Here is an 18259-nt window from a genome sequence, read left to right as displayed (position 1 = left end):
AATGATGACTGATGAAGAACAGATTAACAGCCGGTAAAATCGGACTTATGCTGCTATGCGCCGCACTCATGTCGGCATGCAGTGCAAAAGCCGCTACGCCAGATACAAGTAACAACGCGGGTACATCAGTTGCGGCCGTGCAGAGCAGTTCCTCTGCCGCTGTGCAGCCGGCAAGTGTGAAGGCGGCAGATCTTGTGACTTGGGAGGAAGAGGATGCTGTAACCGCCTGGACGGAAGCAGATTCGACCGCTATAACTCTGGCTGGCACTGCTGCTGTGGTGGACGGTGCAGGCGCCACAGCGCAAGAAGGCACAGTAACCATTACGGAAGCAGGCACTTATGTGCTTAGCGGCACACTGAGTGACGGCCAGATTATCGTAGATGAGCAGGCCAAAGGGACCGTAAGGCTGGTGCTGAACGGCGCTCACCTGACGGACAGCGATAGTGCCCCGGTCTACATCAAGGAAGCCGGCAAAGTGGTCATCACCTTGCAGGAAGGGACGGATAACAGTGTGACGGATGGAGCCGCCTATGTATTCGCAGACGGAGCTGAGGATGAGCCAAGCGCTGCGCTCTTCAGCAAAGCAGACCTGACGATTAACGGCACCGGCAAGCTGACGGTAACCGGCAACTATAACGACGGCATCACCGGCAAGGATGATCTCAAAATCATGTCCGGCACCATTGAAGTGCAGGCAGCAGATGACGGTATTGTCGGCAAAGACATGATTGCCATTCAGGACGGCAATCTAACGATTCAAGCAGCAGGGGATGGCATCAAATCAACCAACGATAAGGATGCCGCCAAGGGCTTCATCGCCATTGCAGGCGGGACCTTTGATATTACGGCCGGCAATGACGGGATTCAAGCGGAAACCGCTGCTGTCATCGACGGCGGCACGTATACACTGGTGACTGGCGGCGGCTATGTGAATGCCGAAGTGAAGACCGGCGATCAGGGAGGGCCGGGAATGGGCGGCGGCTTCGGCCAGCGTCCGGAGGGTGGAGCCTTCCCTGCTCCCGGGGAAGAAGGGGGTACGCCGCCTGCGGTGGATGCTGGGCCGGCGGCTGACCAGCCCCAAGCAGCGGAGAGTGGCACCGCAGCCGTGGTGCAGTCAGACACCGCTTCAGCGGCACAGACGGACACCACAGCAGCGGCGGAGACAGAATCCGTCAGCGCCAAAGGGATTAAGGCAGGCGGCAACCTGACGGTGAACGGCGGAAGCTTCACGGTGGACGCCGCAGATGATGCGCTGCACAGTAACAGCAGCCTCTCGGTAACGGATGGGGAATTCCAGATCGCTACAGGGGATGACGGGCTTCACGCCGATGCTCTGGTCTCGATATCGGGCGGCACCGTCAATATTACGCGGAGCTATGAAGGGATAGAAGGGGCGGACATCACCATATCCGGCGGTGAGATCCATGTGACAGCCACAGACGATGGCGTCAATGTGGCCGGAGGCAACGATACCAATACGGCAGCAGGAACGCAGGCTCAGGATTCGTTCAGCAGCACCGGCAGCAACCTGCTGACCATCAGCGGCGGCACCCTGACTGTAGATGCCGCAGGCGATGGTCTGGACTCCAACGGCTCGGTGACTATGACTGGGGGCAACGTCATTGTGAATGGCCCCGAGAACTCCGGCAACGGAGCCTTGGATTATGACGGGAACTTCAACATCACAGGCGGATTCCTGGTAGCCGCAGGCGCTTCCGGCATGGCACAGGCTCCGGGCGAGGACTCCGGCCAGTATTCGGTAAGCGTGGAATTCGCAGCTACTCAGCAGGCCGGAACGATGGTTCATCTGGAAGACGCTGACGGTAATACCATTCTGACCTTCGCTCCGGCGAAGAGCTTCCAGACCGTAGTGGTCAGCGCTCCAGAGCTGAAGGACGGCTCTTATACCGTCTATACCGGAGGCAGCTCTACTGGAACAGCTGCGGATGGACTGTATACCGGCGGGACGTACAGCGGGGGCAGCAAATTCGTTGCTTTTGACATCACCAGTACGGTGACCTGGGTGAATGCATCGGGTGTAACCACAGGCGGCAGCGGTATGGGCGGGCCGGGAGGCTTCGGCGGCGGCAGAGGCAACAGAGCCGGAGGCGGACCAGGCGGAGAGGGAGGAACGCCGCCTGCGGACGCTGGTACTACGAAGCCAGCCGACGCGGGCACCACGAAGCCGGCCGATGCAGGCACTACAGCTCCAGACAGTGCAGGTACAAGCACGAATTAAGCGGGACAGCAGAGCAGAGACTATCCATTAGCGGATAGTCTCTGTTTTTGTACAAATATAAGTGTGATCAGCGGCTACATGAAGTCGAAATAGTAGCGGATCACATGGAAGAATACCGGTGCGGTGTAGGCAAGACTGTCTACGCGGCTCAGATAGCTTTGCTTAAGGGCAGCGAATTTGTCATCGTCCCCAATCAGCAGATCCCGCTTCAGGACGGAGACTGTCAGGCTGCCGAAGAAGCCGCTGAGACTGATCAGCATGCCGGAGAGATAGCCAAAGGCCGGATTCAGCGGGGTGAGGTGCGGATACATCAGATATGAGGCGATCGTTGTGATCACGAACGCACAGCCGAAGCCCTCCCAGGTGAGGTTCGGGTTCGCGGTCGGGACGATCCGGTGCTTGCCGATGTAGAGCGAGGCCAGATAATGCACGGCATCATTGAGCTGGGTCAGCACCACCAGGAAGAGAACCAGCCCTGCACCGTATTCCGGCGTGGCGAACTGGAAATAGGCCAGATGGCTAAGCCCGAAGACCATCAGCATCAGTCCCCACTGCACCGCGCTGACACCGCGCAGGAAGCCGAGCGTTCCCTTGTTAATCAGCCGGGGAATCGGCAGCAGCAGGAACACATAGACTGGAATGAAGATAATGAACATCCCGTACCATTCCACGTAGATCCAGTAGAACTGCAGCGGAATGGACAGGTACGCCCAGAGGAACAGCCTGCGGTCTGCTTTTCGGGTGCGGATCATGGAGAAGTATTCCTTGAGGGCGAAGAAGCTCAGCACCATCAGGGACAGCAGGGAGACAACAGCATTGGACAGCGTGGCGAGGCAGAAGATAAACACCATGCCCCACCAGGTTCTGATCCGGAAGCCGATGCCGGAATAGTCCTTGTCCTTCTGCAACCGGCTGACAATCAGATACAGTACATTTACAACCGACAGCACTGCAATAATAAGAATAAGTGTGAATAAGGAGCGGTTCATCAGCAATCACCAACTTGTCTCGGGGTGGGCATTCAATACAGGGATTTTATGCTAAAATAGACAAAGCGTCCAGCTTATTATGAAGCAAAACAACCGACTTGATAAGGGGAAATATTGTAAATGTCAGCAGATCCATCGGTGTACATCATGCTCACCAATACGGGAACGCTGTTCACGAAGCTCATTCAGGGCTATACCAAAGCGCCGTATAATCATGCCTCGATCTCGTTTAACCGGGAGCTGTCCGAGCTATACAGCTTTGGAAGGAAGCATCCGGCCAATCCGCTGAACGGCGGGTTCGTGAAGGAGGATATCCGCACAGGCACCTACAGTAAATACCCGGAGACGACCTGCGTCATCTACGAGCTTCAGGTTACGGACCGTGAGGTTGAGAAAATGAAGCGGGTGCTCCAGGTCTTCATCCGCAGCCGCCAGAAGTATCTCTACAATATCCTCGGTGTTATCGGCATTGCACTGAAGGAGCCGGTGGAGTTCAGCAACTCCTATTTCTGCTCACAGTTCGTGGCCGAGATTCTGGAGCGCTCCGGCATTAAGCTGTGGAACAAGCTGCCTGCGCTCGTCACCCCGGATGACTTCCGGCAGAGCGACCGGCTGCATCTGGTTTATTACGGTAAGCTGAGCGAATACAAGCCGTCCAGCCACTAGAGAAGTCCTCGTTCCCGGTAGGGAAAGGGGGCTTCACTTCAAATATAACGGAATGCGAAGAAGAGGAGAGTGAAGGAATGGTTCATGCCAAGGATGTGCTGGCCAATCAATTGCTGGCCGGGGCCAACGATCCCAGCTGGCATCTTCCCTATATGCAGGCTGTGGAGAACGTGACCGAGGAGGAAGCGTTCTGGAAGCCCGGTGAAGGAGTCAGCAGCATAGCTGAGCTTACCCAGCATTTGCTGTACTGGAATGAAGCCTGGCAGAGCCGGTACCGCGAGGGGCGTATGGACGCTGTGCCTCCGGTGAAGGATAATAACCTCAGCTTCAGGCTTCCGGCAGATATTGCGTTCAGCGAGCTGCGCGGAAGGCTGCTGCAGACGCTCTTGAACTGGCAGAGCCTGTTGTCTGAGGAAGGGCTGGAGGAACAGGTGGACGGCTTCCCGGTAACGGCTGCATGGTGGGAGATCATCAGCAATGCGGCAACTCATAATGCCTATCATATAGGTCAAATGGTGTTGATCCACAAGCTGTACGTCCCGGCCAGGCCACAAGCATAAGCCCCTTCCAGGGCAGGCATTGGCTGTGCAGGAGACCGCTATGCCGCTATGAGGCATGGCTCCAGCAGACTGGCCGGATTCTCTCGCCGGTCTCTTTGTCATACATACAGTGAGGGCCGCCAGCATAGATCTGCTTGTGCAGAATAGCTTAATCTGTAATGAAATGGAGCATGTGATATTCTTGGAATAAAGGCTTACAGAAGGAAAAAGAGAGGGATTCATATCATGATTGAGAACATCATCAGAGGTCTGGAAGCAAGATATGCCTGCCGGCTTGAACGGCTGACAGGGGGATATACGAATCTCACCTATCTGATGGCGGGGGCCGAGCCGCCGCTTGTAGCCAAAATAACAAATCTGTCCAATGAAGATACGCTCAATGAGGTTCAGGTAATGCAGCTGGTGCAGGGAAGCTGTGATACCCCGGTGGTGCATGAGGTGGCAGAGATGGACGGGAAGCGCATCATCATCATGGACTGCATGCAGGGCGGGAACGCCCAATCCGTTCTGGATGCCAGGGACTGGACAAGAGCCGAGCGGATCTACAGCAGAATGGGGCAGCTGCTGGCTGCCCAGATTCATTCCCGCCCTTATCAGCCGCAAGAGACAGAGATCCGGCTCAGCAACAGGTCTGCACTGAGTCAGGTGATTCAGAAGCTGGAATTCGTTCCCGCCGCTCTCGGCAGGCAGTCGCTTCACTTGCTGTCTGCGGCGGAGGCCGGGGAGCTTCCGTGGGTCCTGACCCATGGCGATTACGGAGTACATAATCTGCTCTGTGAAGCCGATGATCTGCTGCATGTGCTGGACTGGGAATGGGCGGAATGGGGCAGCCCGCTGAATGATGTAGCCTGGGTCTGCTGGTTCACGAAGCACCATTATCCCGTACAATCCTCGCTGCTCAACACTGCCTTCATGCAGGGCTATCTGTCTGTTAACCCGTTATCCTTCACGCCGCAGCAGATGAAGGCGGCGAGTCTGTACAGGGTATGGAATATCCTGCACCGCCTGCAGATCGCGCCCAAGGAGGTGCAGCGTGAATGGGTCAGACGTCTGGAATGGACACTCGGTGAGGACTTCGCAGAGCTGCACGGAATCAGCTAAGGAAGAGTCTTCTCCCGGATTCCTGTATTCTGCAGCCTGGAGCACCTGAGGCGCCCGAGCTGCTCAGTCCTCCGGCACCACGACCTGAATGTGGCGCGGAATGGTGCTTAAGCGGATCGGCAGCGGCGGACCTTGCTCGCCGTCCACATTCGTCTGTACCGGCTCGGCGGAACGGACGGTGACCTCCTTGGCTGTGAAGTAGATGACATCCTTATGATTCCGCAGATTGCCGAGCAGCAGGGAGATGCTGACCGTAACGGAATTCAGCAGGTGCAGGTCCTTGACGATGAAGCAATGGAGCAGGCCGTCATCTACGGCAGCGGCAGGGGCAAGCTTCTCGAAGCCGCCCACGGAATTGGTCAGTGCAGCAATGAACAGCGGGGAGGAGCCTTCCCAGATCTCCCCGTCGTGAGTAATCGTCAGGGTATGTGCAGTATTGCTGGTCAGCTCCTTAATGCCCTCTTTTAGATAAGCAAGGAACCCGAGCCGGCTCTTGTCTTCGGAGCTAACCGAGGAGAGGGAGCCTGCCAGAGAGCCTGCGGCCACCACATTGACGAACAGCCGGTCATTCAGCCGGCCCATATCGACTCTTCGGGTCCGGGGCGAAGCCAGGCTCTGGATTGCCTCTTCAGGAACAAGCGGAATCTGTAGCGCGCGGGCGAAATCATTGACGGTGCCCATTGGCACAATGCCAAGTGTAGGGCGGTGCTGCTGATCTGTGAGGCCGTTCATCGTCTCGTGGAGCGTTCCGTCTCCGCCAATGGCAACCACCAGATCATAGCACTCGGCGCAGGCCTGGAGGCAGAAGGCGGTTGCATCTCCTTCCCCTGCGGTCTCCTGGACGGTAACCTGATACCCTGCGCCTTGCAGCACCTCTTCCGCTGCTCTAATATAATCCCGCGCCTCTGCCTTGCCGGACGACGGGTTCATGATGACCATGGCCTGCTGCATACTGCACTCCTCTCTCTTGTAACCGGATTAATATCCATTAACCAACTAAGTATAGCGTTTGAATCAAAAGCGCCAAAGGGCGCAGTGTCCCTTTGGCGCTGGGCCGGTGTATAGCTGCCACAGCGGGCAGAAGCTATCTTCCTTCGATCCGCCGCCCATAAGATTCGGCGTAGGCCGCACTGCGGAACTTAAGAATCGGATCATCCGAGAGGAGCATACCAGTTGTAAGGATCGTAGGGTCCATGAGCAGATATGCCGGATCGGGGCAGATCTCTGAAATATGCAGCCGCCCGAGATCGATTCTGCGGCGGTCCTCCGGCCAGGCGCGGGTAGGATCATCCGTAGCATCGCCTTCCTCTCCAAGAACAGCGACCAGTTGGAAGATAGCCGGCTCATCCTTGAAGCGCAGCTCCAGCTCATCCTCCAGATAGCGGTCCGGCTGCTGCGCAGCCTCTTCCAGTGTCAGTGTGCGCACGCCCGTCTCGGGAACCCACTCGAACCGGACAGGCTGCTGCCTGCCCGCTGCATTGACCAGCACATAAGCATGTATGCAGTAGTAATGACATTCGGCGTAGCTGGCAGGCGGCTTCAGCCGCCGCACAGCAAGCAGAGCTTCCTTGCTCTCGCTGAAGTGGCTGACAATTTCCTTCATCAGCTCAATCGGTCCGAGTGTCCCGGTCCGCAGCCGGTGGGCCATATGCACAATGTCGATGAAGGACTCCGGGGTCCGCGCAAAAAAGACAGGGACGGTCACTCCAACCAGATTCGTAACCCCGCCATCCGGCAGGGTGAACTGGACAGCCATCCCCTTGGCAGGGGATAGCAGATCCGCAAGTGCCGGATCAGTCGAACTGCCCGAGAAGCGGATAATGGCATTCACCTGCTGCTCCTGAAGATGCGCAGCCTCCGTGAATTCCATCCCCAGCCCGCTCGGCCGGAAGAAGCCGCGGCAGCAGACTCCCGCCGCATGGGCGCGGCGGTATCCGGGATGGATACCGGACAGGTTCTCTATGGCATCTACAGCCTCAGCGGCAAGCGCTGTATGCTCCCCGGTGTCTGCGGCAGGCTGGCTGCTGCTGTGCTCCGATTCCGATTCATTCATGCCCTCATTCACTCCTTCACGGTCATTTATAACGTATACAAGCTACCTTCTAATTATTACCACTTCCATCGCTCATCCAAACTGCTTCCCGTAGACATCCACCTGGTTACCAAATTGAATCAGGCAGGGGGCGGAGTTAAATCAAGTTATATGTTAAACTTAGACAGACTTATCCCTATAACACATGCTTAAGCAGGAATGGAGAAATGAAATCATGAATGAATTGCCAAATTGCCCGCAGTGCAGCTCTGTGTACACCTATGAGGACGGAGCGCTTCTGGTCTGCCCGGAATGCGGACATGAGTGGTCTTTGGATGCAGGAAGTGCAAGCGGTGAAGAAGAGAAGGTAGTTAAGGATGCTAACGGAAATGTACTGGCTGACGGGGACACCGTAACGGTGATTAAGGATCTCAAGGTCAAAGGCAGCTCGTCCGTTCTGAAGATAGGCACCAAGGTGAAGAATATCCGGCTGGTGGAAGGCGACCATGATATCGATTGCAAAATCGACGGGTTCGGCGCAATGAAGCTGAAATCGGAGTTTGTGCGCAAGGCATAGCATGAAGCAGGACCGGAAGAGAAGGAAATAAGGCACTTATTTCTGGCAGTGCCTTTTTTCCAACTGTTACAGAGGATTCCCGAACTCCCGAACTCCCCCGTTATAGAATCCGCCGCGCGGTAACAAACCGCTGCTTCCACTTACTGCTGAAATCCTCCATATGTACACCCTGCTCCTTGGAGTAGGTATGCAGGATCCGGTTATTTCCGGCATAGATGGCTACATGTCCGATGTCGAGACCCCTGGCGGTGAAGAACAGCAGATCTCCGGTGCGCAGCTCGCCCACGCCAACTTTCCGGCCTTCCTGTGCCTGATCGTAAGAGACGCGGGGAAGCTCAATCCCGAGCGTATCCCCGAACACACGCTTCACAAAAGAAGAACAGTCGAACGTATCCGTCTGGTCAGGAGAAGCGCCGAATTCATAGGGGGTATTCAGGTATTTCCGGCCCTCGTTAATCACTGCCTCTCCCTGCTTCTGCAGTAGCGAGGGGCTTCTGTAATCCGTGAATTTCGGCTTGGAAGATACATATCCTCTTACATGATCTGCGGTCCGCACCTCCAGCCAGAGGGCATCAATCTCACGGATGACATGAACCTTGCTTCCGGCGGGCAGCAGGCCCAGACTGGTGGCGCTGCTCCCGGCATCCGGGGTGCTGCGCAGGTTGACCCCCCAGGTGACCGAGGTCTCATAGGCAGCCGCCGAGGAGATAAGGACGGAGCCCGAAGCCGGCTCCCAGCTCACCTCGCTGCCCAGGGCTTCACTGACGAAGCGCAGGGGAATCATACTGTAGCCTTGCGACAGTTGTCCCGGTACAGCCAGCTGGGAGGTCTTCCCGTTCAGCAGAGCTGTGGACGAGCCTAAGGTATAGGTGAGTGCAGTGCCGCCTTTGACGGCGGTTACCGTCTTGCTTGCATTGTCCCAGGAGAGCTCGGCCCCTTGGGCTTCGAACAGCCCGCGCATAGGAACCAGTACAGTCCCGCTGATGTTCAGCGGCCGGGTCTCCGGCTGGAGCTGCTGCCCGTCCAGGTAGATGGAGATGGGCTGGGGTGAAGGGGCTGCATCTGCATGGACGCGCTCTGGCAATAACAGGGCCAGTCCAAGCAGAGACAGCAGCATAGTCGTTCTTGTTGTCATGGATTCATCACCTTATGGATAGATTTAACTCTCTCCAGTTAGACGCGATTGGTGTGAATTGGTTTTGTGCCAATTGTTGGCAGGAATATGGAGACAGGATAGTTCCTCAGCTCAAATAAAATACCTTCTGCTGCAAGAGATCGAGCGCCCACTCGGTCTCTTTGCGTTCCTCAGCGCTCAGGCCGGCGATGCGCTGCTCGAACCGCACGGCTATCTGCGAGAACGCCTCATTCATCAACGCCTCGCCTGCGGCGGAGAGCGTAATTCCCTGCCTGCGGCGGTCAGCGGGGTCGGTGATGCGGGTACATAGCCCTTTTTCGCTGAGCTTCTTCAGCTCCCGGCTCGTATTGGGCATCGACATGTTCATGCAGTCGCTGATCTCGCTGAGCGTAACGGGCTGGCTGACGGCGATGTATTCGATAATCTTATATTGCAACGGCGTTAAGCCGTCCGAATTCACATCTTTGGAAATATTGTTCGTTATTTGATGGACGGCGGCAGTGAAGGCTATGAATTTCTGGAATAGATGGTTGTTGTCCATAAGATCACCTCAGAGGTCACAATACCAGAATAATTATCAAAAAACAATTATCATTTGACAAGTAATTCGCGGCTGTGCTATGTTTTGGTTATCAAATGACAACTAAAGGGGAATACCACTAATGAATACACTTGTGATCTACACCCATCCGAACCATAAGAGCCTGAGCTACGCCTTCCTGGAGGAAGTGCTGCGCGGCAGCAAGGAGAATGCGAAGATTACGGAAGTGAAGGTGCTTGATCTGTATGAGGCCGGATTCGATCCGGTCCTGGTGTTCAATGAGAATCGGCGCAGACGGGATATGTACCGGGAACCGGAGCTGGCAGAGTACAGGGAGCAGCTGCTGTGGGCCGATCAGATCGTCCTGGTCTATCCGATCTGGTGGGGACGCCCGCCAGCGATGCTGATGGGCTACATCGACCGGATGTTTGCATCGGGCTTCGCCTACCGGGATAAGGGCGGACTTTTGCCGGAGGGGCTGCTCAAGGGGAAGAGCGTGATCTGCATCTCCAGCATGAAGGGGCCGACCCACTACCCGCTGCTATGGCTGGGGAACTCGCATAAGATACTGATGCGCAAAGCCCTGTTCAACTACGTGGGCATCCGTAAGGTGAAGTTCTTCGAATTCGGTAACATGGAGAGTAAGAAGGGGAAGCACAGCAAGAAGCTGGAGCAGATCTACCGCTATTTCAAGACGGTGGTGTGAATCTTGAACAATCTATTTGACATCCGGCCAACTTGTAACTACAATGGTTACATGAGTGATGATTACCGATGTCAACGAGAGCTTATAGCTGAGATTGAAATACAAGAACCCAAATGGAGGAATTAGAGATGACAATCGCATTAACAGGAGCAACAGGCAAATTTGGTTCCATCGTAGCAGAGACTCTGCTGAAGACCGTACCCGCTGGGAATATTGTAGCCAGTGTCAGAAACCCGGAGAAGGCAGAAGCACTGAAGGCGCGCGGGGTCGATGTCCGTCATGGTGATTTCGATCAGCCGGAGACGCTGGACACCGCCTTTGCCGGAGTGGAGCGCCTGCTGATCGTCTCGGCTGACGGCGACAATGACACCCGTATCCGCCAGCATAAGGCAGCTGTAGACGCCGCTGTCCGTGCAGGTGTAGGCTTCATCGTCTACACCAGTGTAGGCGATGCCGATAACAGCTCCCTGTTCCTGGCGCCGGTACACCGTGCGACAGAAGAGTTCATCCGTGAATCCGGCATTCCGTATGCTTTCCTGCGCAACAACTGGTACCTGGAGAACGAAGTCGGCTCCATTCAGGCCGTGAAGGCCGGCGCTCCTTGGCTGACCTCAGCCGAAGACGGCAAGGTAGGCTGGGCATTGCGCAGTGATTATGCTGAAGCGGCTGCTGCTGTTCTGGTTGGAGAGAGCCGTGAGAGTGTCATCTACGAATTGTCCGGTACTCCGCTTACCCAGGCAGAGCTGGCAGCGGTGGTCGGTGAGGTTCTGGGCCAGGAGGTGGCCGTGCAGCAGGTGGATGACACCGCCTATGCGAAGATTATGGCAGGTGCAGGCGTGCCGGAAGCGGCGCTGCCGATCGTCGTTGCCATTCAGGCAGCCATCCGTGATGGCGCGCTGAATATCGAGAGCGGCGACCTCGTGAAGCTGCTGAACCGTCCGCTTACCCCGCTGAGTGAAGGTGTTCGCGCATTGCTGGCGTAACTCAATCTGCAAGCAGGTTATATTATTACAAGAGGCTGCCCGTTCCGGTGTTTTATACCGGCGGGCAGCTTTTTTTTGCGGGATGGTGATCCAAACCTGAATTCCCTGCGTTTCAGTGTATGTACAGGCAAACAGGCAGACAGGAAACGTGAACACCATATATTACACCAACCCAAGGAGTGAAGTGAGATGAAGATGAAGAAGCTAGTCGTTCCCATGTTAAGCTTGACCCTAATGGTACCTGCGCTGGCAGGTGCGGAGGCAGCCACTGCAGCCACAATGATGAAGGCTTCGGTGAATACACCGGCAGCTGAGCTGAGAGCGGGCCTGGATTATTTGCTCTCCGAGCATTTCACCCTTGCCGTAACCGCAATGACGAAGGCCTATGACGAGACCAAGGATGCGGCAGCAGCCTACCAGGCGCTTGATCAGAACGCGCTCGATATGCAGCCCGCCATTGCTTCACTGTACGGTGATGCAGGTGCAGCTGAATTTGGACGGATTTTCCGCGCTCATAACAAGTACACCGACGATCTGGTGAAGGCGACGAAGAACAAGGACACCGCAGCCGTCAAAGCTGCAGAAGATAAAGTAAGCGGTTTTGTAGACGAATTCGGGAATTTCCTCGGCACGGCAACAGAGGGCAAGCTTCCGGCCGCAGCCGCGAAGCAGGTTATCCGCAGTCATGAGAACCATGTCCAGGAAGTGTTCGAGGATTATGCAGCCGGCGATTACAAGGGCGCTTATGAAGCCTACCGTAAGGGGTATGCTGAGATGTTCGGCATCAGCAAGGCCTTGTCCAGTGCAATTACTACGCAAATGCCTGCTAAATTTGAGAATACCAAGGCAGATACCAAGGCTGCTGATCTGAGATCCGCACTCAACCAGTTAGCGGGTGAACACTTCGCCCTGTCCGTCCTGCAAATGCAGGAGCAATATGACGGAAGAGCCGCTTCCAGTGCGCTGATTGGAGCCGAAGCCATGAATACGGCCGACTTCAAAGCAGCGATTGCCTCCATCTATGGTGCAGACGGGGCAGCGGCTTTCGAGAAGATCTGGGTCACGAATCATGTGAATGCCCAGGCTGATTTCACAGCGGCAGTGAAGAACAATGATGCAGCGGCAAAAGCAGCAGTCGAAGCGCGTATCGCAGGCTTCACCACTGAATTTGCAGCCTTCCTTGATTCGGCTACAACAGGCAACCTGCCGAAGTCGGCGGGGCAATCCGCACTGACCACCCACGAGAATCAAGTGCAGCAGGTGCTTACGCAATATGCAGCGGGCAACTATGACGCATCGTACAAGACGAACCGCGAGGGCTACAAGACGATGTTCGGGGTAGGCCAAGCGCTGGGCAATGCGATTGTTACGCAGTTCAACGATAAGTTCCAGGATGCAGCAGCACCCGCACCTGCAACACCAGCAGCTCCTGCTTCCATGATGAAAGTCTGGATGAAGGTGGGCAGCGGCGTCCTGAACATTAACGGACAAGTAACTCAAATGGATACCAAGCCGTTCATCTGGAGCGGAATGACCTATATCCCGCTTCGCTACCTGAGTGAAGGCATCGGGGCAGAAGTGAAATGGGATAAGCAGGCGCAGCAGGTTACTATTACCGCAGGCAGCGACACCCTGGTATTCTGGATGAACAAAGACTTCATGGAAGTCAACGGCATGAGGAAATCCGTCGGCGCCAAGGTCTTTGTGAACGACGATAACAGAACCGTAGTTCCCCTTCGTTTCATCACCGAATTACTGGGCTGGAACGTACAATGGGGTAAAGCGGATCAATCCATTACACTGACCAAGAGCATGTAATTGTAAGTAAGCTAACTTAGCTAACCTTTCTGTTCTCCCCCCAGACTTCCCCACAAGCGGCCCACTATAAAGGGCGGTTGTTTGTGGGGCTTTTTTTAATGTACACGTAGAATGAGTATTCAAAGGGATAAATACTATTAAATTAGGCGGAGGTTGGCTATATCGGACAAGCAGAGGGATAAATCCCATTAATTCAGGTGAAACGTGCTCGTTGCAAGGGGATAAAAGGGATAAATCCCATTAAATATGGTTAAAGCGGTTGGTGTGAGGAGATCAAAGGGATAAATCCCGCTAAATTTGGTACAGGCGGTCAGGGTGGCAGAACTGAGGAGCAAAGGACCCTGAATTCTTGGAAAGTGGGCTGGAGGCGGGAAGGTGGTTACCTTATAATCAATGCCGTTCACCGGAGCCACACCATTACGTTAGCAACTATCACCATCCGCACATTATCACCAGCAATCAGCCTATAAGCTCATAAGCCCCATCATCCACCCCAATACCACCAGCCACCACCACAGCTACTACTATCCCAACCAACGATCCTAATCCCGCCCCGACCACCAACAGCGCCCTTTAGCCCACTTTTTAAAAAGGTTTTTTGTAATCCGAAAATTACCATCGGGCATTTTGCTGAGGTTTGCGGGCGGAATCCAAATTTTACATTGACAACCTGCCCCAGCCCCTATATATTTATCGATAATGATTCTCATTATCGTATAAAATTGCATGATGTCATATTGCCGGATAAGCCACAGTATAAGATCGACCAAAACCATATTCAGATAAGGAAGGGTCCACACATGAACCGTACCAAAAAGTTCTCTTTCAAGACATTATTCATTCCATTAGCGCTAACTATAGTGCTGGCAGGCTGCTCGTCCAACCAGCCGAATTCAGCAGCTTCACCTTCCCCTGCACCGGCAGCAGCTGCAACCAGCGAAGCGGCAAGCACAGAAGCACCAGCGGCGCAGGATGCTGTGACCTATCCGATTACCATCAAGCATGCGCTTGGTGAAGCTGTAATTAAGAGCAAGCCGGAACGCGTAGTTACTGTGCAGTGGGCTAACCATGATGTGGCTCTGGCCTTGGGCGTTGTCCCTGTAGGCTTCTCGGCTGCGAACTTCGGCGTGCAGGATGGCAGCGGACTGCTGCCTTGGACTGCAGATAAGCTCAAGGAGCTGAATGTAACCGATCCGAATGTATTCCAGGATACCGATGGTCTTGATTTCGAGGCGATCTCAGACGCCGATCCTGATGTTATTCTGGCTGCGTACTCTGGCCTAACGAAGGAAGACTATGAGACACTGAGCCAGATCGCTCCAGTGGTAGCTTACCCGACAGCTGCTTGGGCTACAACATGGCGTGAGCAGGTGCTGCTGAACGCAGAAGGCATGGGCATGAAGCCTGAAGGCGAGCAGCTCATCAAGGACACCGAAGCCCTGGTTAAGGACAAGCTGAGCAAATATCCGCAGATTGCCGGCAAAAAAGTAGTCTGGGTCAATTTCTCCGCTGAGGATTTGTCGAAACTGCATATTTATACACCTGTGGACTCCCGGGTCGCATTCCTGTATGAGCTGGGGATGATCTATCCCGAGAGCATTACCAAACAGATTACAGACCCTACCAGCTATTCGCTCAGCTTAAGCTCCGAGAATGTGGAAGCCCTGTATGATGCAGATCTGATCGTAGGTTATGGAAATGCCGAATTGCTTAAGACGCTTCAGGCAGATTCACTGATCGGCAAAATCCCGGCCATTGAACGGGGATCGGTAGCTTTTATCGACAGTGATACTCCGCTGGTTGCTGCCGGAACACCGAATCCGCTGTCCATTGCGTACACCATTGATGAATACCTTGCCTTAATTGGGGGAGCTATTGATAAAATAAAATGATGAGTTCACCGGTCTCGGACAACAATAAGCTAAAATTGCATATGCCGAAGAATTTCATCCTGGTGCTGATGAGCTGCATGGTCCTGCTGGTCCTGTGCATCATTGCGTCACTTGTACTGGGAGCCCGTCATGTAGGCTGGAATGAGCTGATTGACGGGCTTTTCCGTCCAGAGGTGGACAGCTATGGGGCAAATGTGGTGCGCAAGCGGATCTCCCGGACGGTGTTCAGCCTGATGTGCGGCGGGGCGCTAGGTGTATCGGGAGCCTTAATGCAGGCGGTGACCCGCAACCCGATTGCCGATCCCAGCATCCTTGGGGTGAACACGGGAGCCTCCTTGTTCGTGGTCTGCGGAATTGCTTTCCTGAACATAAGCACTGCGGGCCAATATATATGGTTAGCCTTAGCCGGAGCTGCAATTACAGCGGTCTTCGTATTCGGAATCGGCTCGATGGGGCGTGGCGGAGCCACGCCCATTAAGCTCGTTCTGGCGGGTGCTGCGATCAGCGCAGCTCTGTCCTCTCTGGTCACTGCCATCATGATTCCGCGCGCTTACGTCATGGACCAGTTCCGGTTCTGGCAGGTGGGCAGCGTGGGTGCGGGGACCTGGAGCGGCATTACAACCTTCATTCCGTTCCTGATGATCGGCATGCTGATTGCCTTCCTTACAGCTCCGGCCCTGAATGCGCTGGCCCTGGGCGATGATGTGGCGACAGGCCTCGGGGTCCGCACAGGGACACTGCGGCTTATCGCCGCGCTGGCAGGGGTATTGTTATGCGGAGCTGTGACGGCCCTGGCCGGGCCTATCGGGTTCATCGGCCTTTTGTCCACTCATGTGATCCGTCTGATCCTCGGTTCGGACCTGCGGTTCGTGATCCCGATGTCAGCGGTCACCGGGGCGATTATTCTGACAATCTCCGATGTAGGCGGGCGGCTGATCGGCAGCCCCGGAGAGCTTGAAGTCGGTGTAGTTACAGCCTTCGTAGGGGCACCGATCCTGATTCTATTAGCGATGAAGTCGAAAGTGCGATCCTTATGAGAAATGAAACGATTGAATTTATTATGGCGGGCAGACGTCAGCGACACCGCCGCGGCCTGATTGTTACCAGCCTGCTTGCAGTACTTGCCGTAGGGCTCTGCTGCGCCATGCTGCTGCTCGGCAATACCGTCTATCCGATTGCCGATGTGCTGCGCGCACTCTCCGGGGAAGAGCTGAAGGGCGTCTCCTTCGCCGTGAATGTGATCCGGCTGCCGAGGATGCTGGCGGGTCTTTTTGCCGGATTCGCCTTCGGGATTGCCGGGTACACCTTCCAGACGATGCTGCGCAATCCGCTGGCGAACCCGAATGTGATTGGCATTACCTCAGGATCTAGTGCGGCAGCGGTATACTGCATCGTGATCCTTCAAGCCAGCGGAGCTGTAGTCTCTGTTGCTTCGGTAATCGCTGGCCTTGCCACCGTGCTGCTGATCTATGTGCTCTCCAGGGGAAGAACCTTCTCCATCGGGCGGTTAATTCTGATCGGGATTGGTCTTCAGGCGATGCTGGATGCCGTGATCTCCTACCTGCTGCTGATCGGCTCCGAGAAGGACATCCCTTCAGCGGTCCGCTGGCTGACCGGCAGTCTCAACGGCTCACAGATGCGCGAGCTTCCGCCGCTGGTGATCATCGTGCTGATCTGTTCGCCTATCATCATCCTGCTGGGCAAGCATCTGAGTATTCTGGAGCTGGGGGAGCAGTCGGCTACCTCGCTTGGAGTCCGCACAGACCGGACCCGAATTGCACTGATTGTCAGCTCTGTCTTCATGGTGGCGATTGCTACGGCTACTACTGGACCTATTGCGTTTGTCTCCTTCCTGTCAGGGCCGATTGCCAAAAGACTGGTAGGTACAGGTGCCTCCAGCATCATACCCGCAGGTCTGGTCGGTGTGAATCTGGTCCTGGCGTCTGATCTGATTGGACAATTTGCTTTTGAGTACAGATTCCCTGTAGGCATCATTACCGGATTACTCGGAGCGCCTTACCTGATCTTCCTGTTAATCCGCATGAATCGAAAGGGAGAATTATAATGAACAAGGCACATGTGTTTGGAGCTGAGCAGTTGATAGCGGGCTATGAGAATAAGACGATTATTCATGGGATAGACCTGGTGATCCCGGATCATCAGATCAGCGTCATTATCGGCGCGAACGGCTGCGGGAAATCCACCCTGCTCAAAACCATGGCCAGGCTGATCAAGCATACCGCAGGCCAGGTGACGCTGGACGGCAAGCCGATCTCGCAGATTCCGGCCAAAGCGCTGGCCCGGGTCATCGGGCTGCTGCCGCAATCCCCGATTGTGCCGGAAGGAATATCGGTTGCCGATCTGGTGGGACGCGGCAGATTCCCGCACCAGTCCTTGCTTGGGGGCTGGTCCCGGAAGGATTACGAAGCCGTGGCCGAAGCGATGGAGATTATGAATATCACAGAGTTCGCTAACCGTAATATCGATGAGCTCTCAGGCGGCCAGCAGCAGCGGGTCTGGATTGCGATGGCCCTGGCCCAGCAGACCGATATCCTGTTCCTGGATGAGCCGACCACCTTCCTGGATATCACCTACCAGGTGGAGATTCTGGACCTGCTCACCGATCTGAACCGCAAGCACGGAACCACCATTGTGATGGTCCTGCATGATATCAACCTGTCCGCCCGGTATGCCGACCATATCTTTGCGCTGCATTCCGGTCGGCTGGTTGCCGAGGGCTCGCCCGCAGAGGTCATCACAAGCCTGCGGGTTAAAGAGATCTTCGGACTGGATAGCACAGTCATTCCTGACCCGGTCTCCGGTTCCCCGCTGGTCGTGCCTAGAGGGCGGTATCATAACAACTAAGCGTACACAAGGCTGTCCGTACCGGAGTATCTGGCGGATGGCTTTTTTTCTGATGATAAATACATGCTCCTGAGCATCGTTTAAAATTAATCCGCGTTAATGTAACCGTAACTTCGCCTAAATCATATGGAACCAAGTGGCTGGTAAGATACGG

At 55.2% G+C, this 18259-nt stretch carries 17 protein-coding genes; 12 read left to right on the top strand and 5 right to left on the bottom strand.

Annotated features, from left to right (window positions below; all coding sequences use genetic code 11):
- Positions 1-11: 11 nt before the first annotated feature.
- Positions 12-2240 carry a carbohydrate-binding domain-containing protein gene (locus tag MKX51_RS30130; protein ID WP_340994930.1) on the top strand — a complete coding sequence of 743 codons (2229 nt, stop codon included), beginning with the start codon at positions 12-14 and terminating at the stop codon, positions 2238-2240.
- Between the two features lie 74 nt (positions 2241-2314).
- Here the strand turns inward: MKX51_RS30130 and MKX51_RS30125 are convergent, their stop codons facing one another.
- Positions 2315-3229 carry a phosphatidate cytidylyltransferase gene (locus MKX51_RS30125; RefSeq protein ID WP_340946224.1) on the bottom strand — a complete coding sequence of 305 codons (915 nt, stop codon included), beginning with the start codon at positions 3227-3229 and terminating at the stop codon, positions 2315-2317.
- A gap of 120 nt (positions 3230-3349) precedes the next feature.
- Between MKX51_RS30125 and MKX51_RS30120 the strand changes: the two genes are divergently transcribed.
- From MKX51_RS30120 to MKX51_RS30110, 3 genes are all read left to right on the top strand, one after another.
- Complete coding sequence (locus MKX51_RS30120) at positions 3350-3895, top strand: hypothetical protein (protein ID WP_340946225.1); 546 nt, start codon at positions 3350-3352, stop codon at positions 3893-3895.
- 77 nt (positions 3896-3972) lie between these two features.
- The gene (locus tag MKX51_RS30115; protein WP_340946226.1) at positions 3973-4455 is read left to right on the top strand and encodes a DinB family protein; all 483 of its coding nucleotides are present in this window, start codon (positions 3973-3975) and stop codon (positions 4453-4455) included.
- 225 nt (positions 4456-4680) lie between these two features.
- Complete coding sequence (locus MKX51_RS30110) at positions 4681-5556, top strand: phosphotransferase family protein (RefSeq protein WP_340946228.1); 876 nt, start codon at positions 4681-4683, stop codon at positions 5554-5556.
- 63 nt (positions 5557-5619) lie between these two features.
- Here the strand turns inward: MKX51_RS30110 and MKX51_RS30105 are convergent, their stop codons facing one another.
- The gene (locus MKX51_RS30105; RefSeq protein ID WP_340994929.1) at positions 5620-6507 is read right to left on the bottom strand and encodes a diacylglycerol/lipid kinase family protein; all 888 of its coding nucleotides are present in this window, start codon (positions 6505-6507) and stop codon (positions 5620-5622) included.
- 133 nt (positions 6508-6640) lie between these two features.
- Complete coding sequence (locus MKX51_RS30100; protein WP_340994928.1) at positions 6641-7609, bottom strand: catalase family peroxidase; 969 nt, start codon at positions 7607-7609, stop codon at positions 6641-6643.
- 214 nt (positions 7610-7823) lie between these two features.
- Between MKX51_RS30100 and MKX51_RS30095 the strand changes: the two genes are divergently transcribed.
- The gene (locus tag MKX51_RS30095) at positions 7824-8165 is read left to right on the top strand and encodes a zinc ribbon domain-containing protein YjdM (protein ID WP_339312045.1); all 342 of its coding nucleotides are present in this window, start codon (positions 7824-7826) and stop codon (positions 8163-8165) included.
- A 100-nt stretch (positions 8166-8265) separates the two neighbouring features.
- Here the strand turns inward: MKX51_RS30095 and MKX51_RS30090 are convergent, their stop codons facing one another.
- The gene (locus MKX51_RS30090; protein WP_340994927.1) at positions 8266-9300 is read right to left on the bottom strand and encodes a C40 family peptidase; all 1035 of its coding nucleotides are present in this window, start codon (positions 9298-9300) and stop codon (positions 8266-8268) included.
- A 106-nt stretch (positions 9301-9406) separates the two neighbouring features.
- A complete protein-coding gene (locus MKX51_RS30085; protein WP_340946237.1) occupies positions 9407-9841 on the bottom strand; it encodes a MarR family winged helix-turn-helix transcriptional regulator in 435 nt (144 codons plus the stop codon).
- Positions 9842-9962: 121 nt separating this feature from the next.
- On the opposite strand from MKX51_RS30085, the gene MKX51_RS30080 reads away from it, so the two are divergent.
- The 7 genes from MKX51_RS30080 to MKX51_RS30050 all read left to right on the top strand — a co-directional run bounded on the left by MKX51_RS30080 (position 9963) and on the right by MKX51_RS30050 (position 18105).
- Positions 9963-10547, top strand: a complete 585-nt coding sequence (locus tag MKX51_RS30080; protein ID WP_340994926.1) for an NAD(P)H-dependent oxidoreductase — start codon at positions 9963-9965, stop codon at positions 10545-10547.
- 128 nt (positions 10548-10675) lie between these two features.
- Positions 10676-11530 carry an SDR family oxidoreductase gene (locus tag MKX51_RS30075; protein ID WP_340994925.1) on the top strand — a complete coding sequence of 285 codons (855 nt, stop codon included), beginning with the start codon at positions 10676-10678 and terminating at the stop codon, positions 11528-11530.
- A gap of 189 nt (positions 11531-11719) precedes the next feature.
- The gene (locus MKX51_RS30070) at positions 11720-13348 is read left to right on the top strand and encodes a copper amine oxidase N-terminal domain-containing protein (protein ID WP_340994924.1); all 1629 of its coding nucleotides are present in this window, start codon (positions 11720-11722) and stop codon (positions 13346-13348) included.
- 800 nt (positions 13349-14148) lie between these two features.
- The gene (locus MKX51_RS30065; RefSeq protein ID WP_340994923.1) at positions 14149-15240 is read left to right on the top strand and encodes an iron-siderophore ABC transporter substrate-binding protein; all 1092 of its coding nucleotides are present in this window, start codon (positions 14149-14151) and stop codon (positions 15238-15240) included.
- Positions 15237-16277, top strand: coding sequence for a FecCD family ABC transporter permease (locus MKX51_RS30060; RefSeq protein WP_340994922.1), 1041 nt, complete (start codon positions 15237-15239; stop codon positions 16275-16277). The genes MKX51_RS30065 and MKX51_RS30060 overlap by 4 nt, the downstream gene beginning before the upstream one ends.
- Complete coding sequence (locus MKX51_RS30055; RefSeq protein WP_340946245.1) at positions 16274-17305, top strand: FecCD family ABC transporter permease; 1032 nt, start codon at positions 16274-16276, stop codon at positions 17303-17305. The genes MKX51_RS30060 and MKX51_RS30055 overlap by 4 nt, the downstream gene beginning before the upstream one ends.
- Positions 17305-18105, top strand: a complete 801-nt coding sequence (locus MKX51_RS30050) for an ABC transporter ATP-binding protein (RefSeq protein WP_340946247.1) — start codon at positions 17305-17307, stop codon at positions 18103-18105. Before MKX51_RS30055 ends, MKX51_RS30050 begins: the two co-directional genes overlap by 1 nt.
- Positions 18106-18259: the final 154 nt, after the last annotated feature.

This window comes from Paenibacillus sp. FSL M7-0420, assembly GCF_038002345.1.
GTDB lineage: Bacteria > Bacillota > Bacilli > Paenibacillales > Paenibacillaceae > Paenibacillus_AQ.
The sequence above is the reverse complement of the archived record's forward strand: the minus strand, read 5'-3'. Positions and strand labels throughout refer to the sequence as shown.

What these genes read in the sequence shown, in the direction of transcription:
- MKX51_RS30060 (WP_340994922.1), top strand. Translation starts at nt 15,237, where the DNA reads ATGATGAGTTCACCGGTCTCGGACAACAATAAGCTAAAATTGCATATG.
- MKX51_RS30105 (WP_340994929.1), bottom strand. Translation starts at nt 6,507, where the DNA reads ATGCAGCAGGCCATGGTCATCATGAACCCGTCGTCCGGCAAGGCAGAG.
- MKX51_RS30075 (WP_340994925.1), top strand. Translation starts at nt 10,676, where the DNA reads ATGACAATCGCATTAACAGGAGCAACAGGCAAATTTGGTTCCATCGTA.
- MKX51_RS30120 (WP_340946225.1), top strand. Translation starts at nt 3,350, where the DNA reads ATGTCAGCAGATCCATCGGTGTACATCATGCTCACCAATACGGGAACG.
- MKX51_RS30070 (WP_340994924.1), top strand. Translation starts at nt 11,720, where the DNA reads ATGAAGATGAAGAAGCTAGTCGTTCCCATGTTAAGCTTGACCCTAATG.
- MKX51_RS30055 (WP_340946245.1), top strand. Translation starts at nt 16,274, where the DNA reads ATGAGAAATGAAACGATTGAATTTATTATGGCGGGCAGACGTCAGCGA.
- MKX51_RS30125 (WP_340946224.1), bottom strand. Translation starts at nt 3,229, where the DNA reads ATGAACCGCTCCTTATTCACACTTATTCTTATTATTGCAGTGCTGTCG.
- MKX51_RS30095 (WP_339312045.1), top strand. Translation starts at nt 7,824, where the DNA reads ATGAATGAATTGCCAAATTGCCCGCAGTGCAGCTCTGTGTACACCTAT.
- MKX51_RS30110 (WP_340946228.1), top strand. Translation starts at nt 4,681, where the DNA reads ATGATTGAGAACATCATCAGAGGTCTGGAAGCAAGATATGCCTGCCGG.
- MKX51_RS30100 (WP_340994928.1), bottom strand. Translation starts at nt 7,609, where the DNA reads ATGAATGAATCGGAATCGGAGCACAGCAGCAGCCAGCCTGCCGCAGAC.
- MKX51_RS30090 (WP_340994927.1), bottom strand. Translation starts at nt 9,300, where the DNA reads ATGACAACAAGAACGACTATGCTGCTGTCTCTGCTTGGACTGGCCCTG.
- MKX51_RS30085 (WP_340946237.1), bottom strand. Translation starts at nt 9,841, where the DNA reads ATGGACAACAACCATCTATTCCAGAAATTCATAGCCTTCACTGCCGCC.
- MKX51_RS30130 (WP_340994930.1), top strand. Translation starts at nt 12, where the DNA reads ATGAAGAACAGATTAACAGCCGGTAAAATCGGACTTATGCTGCTATGC.
- MKX51_RS30080 (WP_340994926.1), top strand. Translation starts at nt 9,963, where the DNA reads ATGAATACACTTGTGATCTACACCCATCCGAACCATAAGAGCCTGAGC.
- MKX51_RS30065 (WP_340994923.1), top strand. Translation starts at nt 14,149, where the DNA reads ATGAACCGTACCAAAAAGTTCTCTTTCAAGACATTATTCATTCCATTA.
- MKX51_RS30050 (WP_340946247.1), top strand. Translation starts at nt 17,305, where the DNA reads ATGAACAAGGCACATGTGTTTGGAGCTGAGCAGTTGATAGCGGGCTAT.
- MKX51_RS30115 (WP_340946226.1), top strand. Translation starts at nt 3,973, where the DNA reads ATGGTTCATGCCAAGGATGTGCTGGCCAATCAATTGCTGGCCGGGGCC.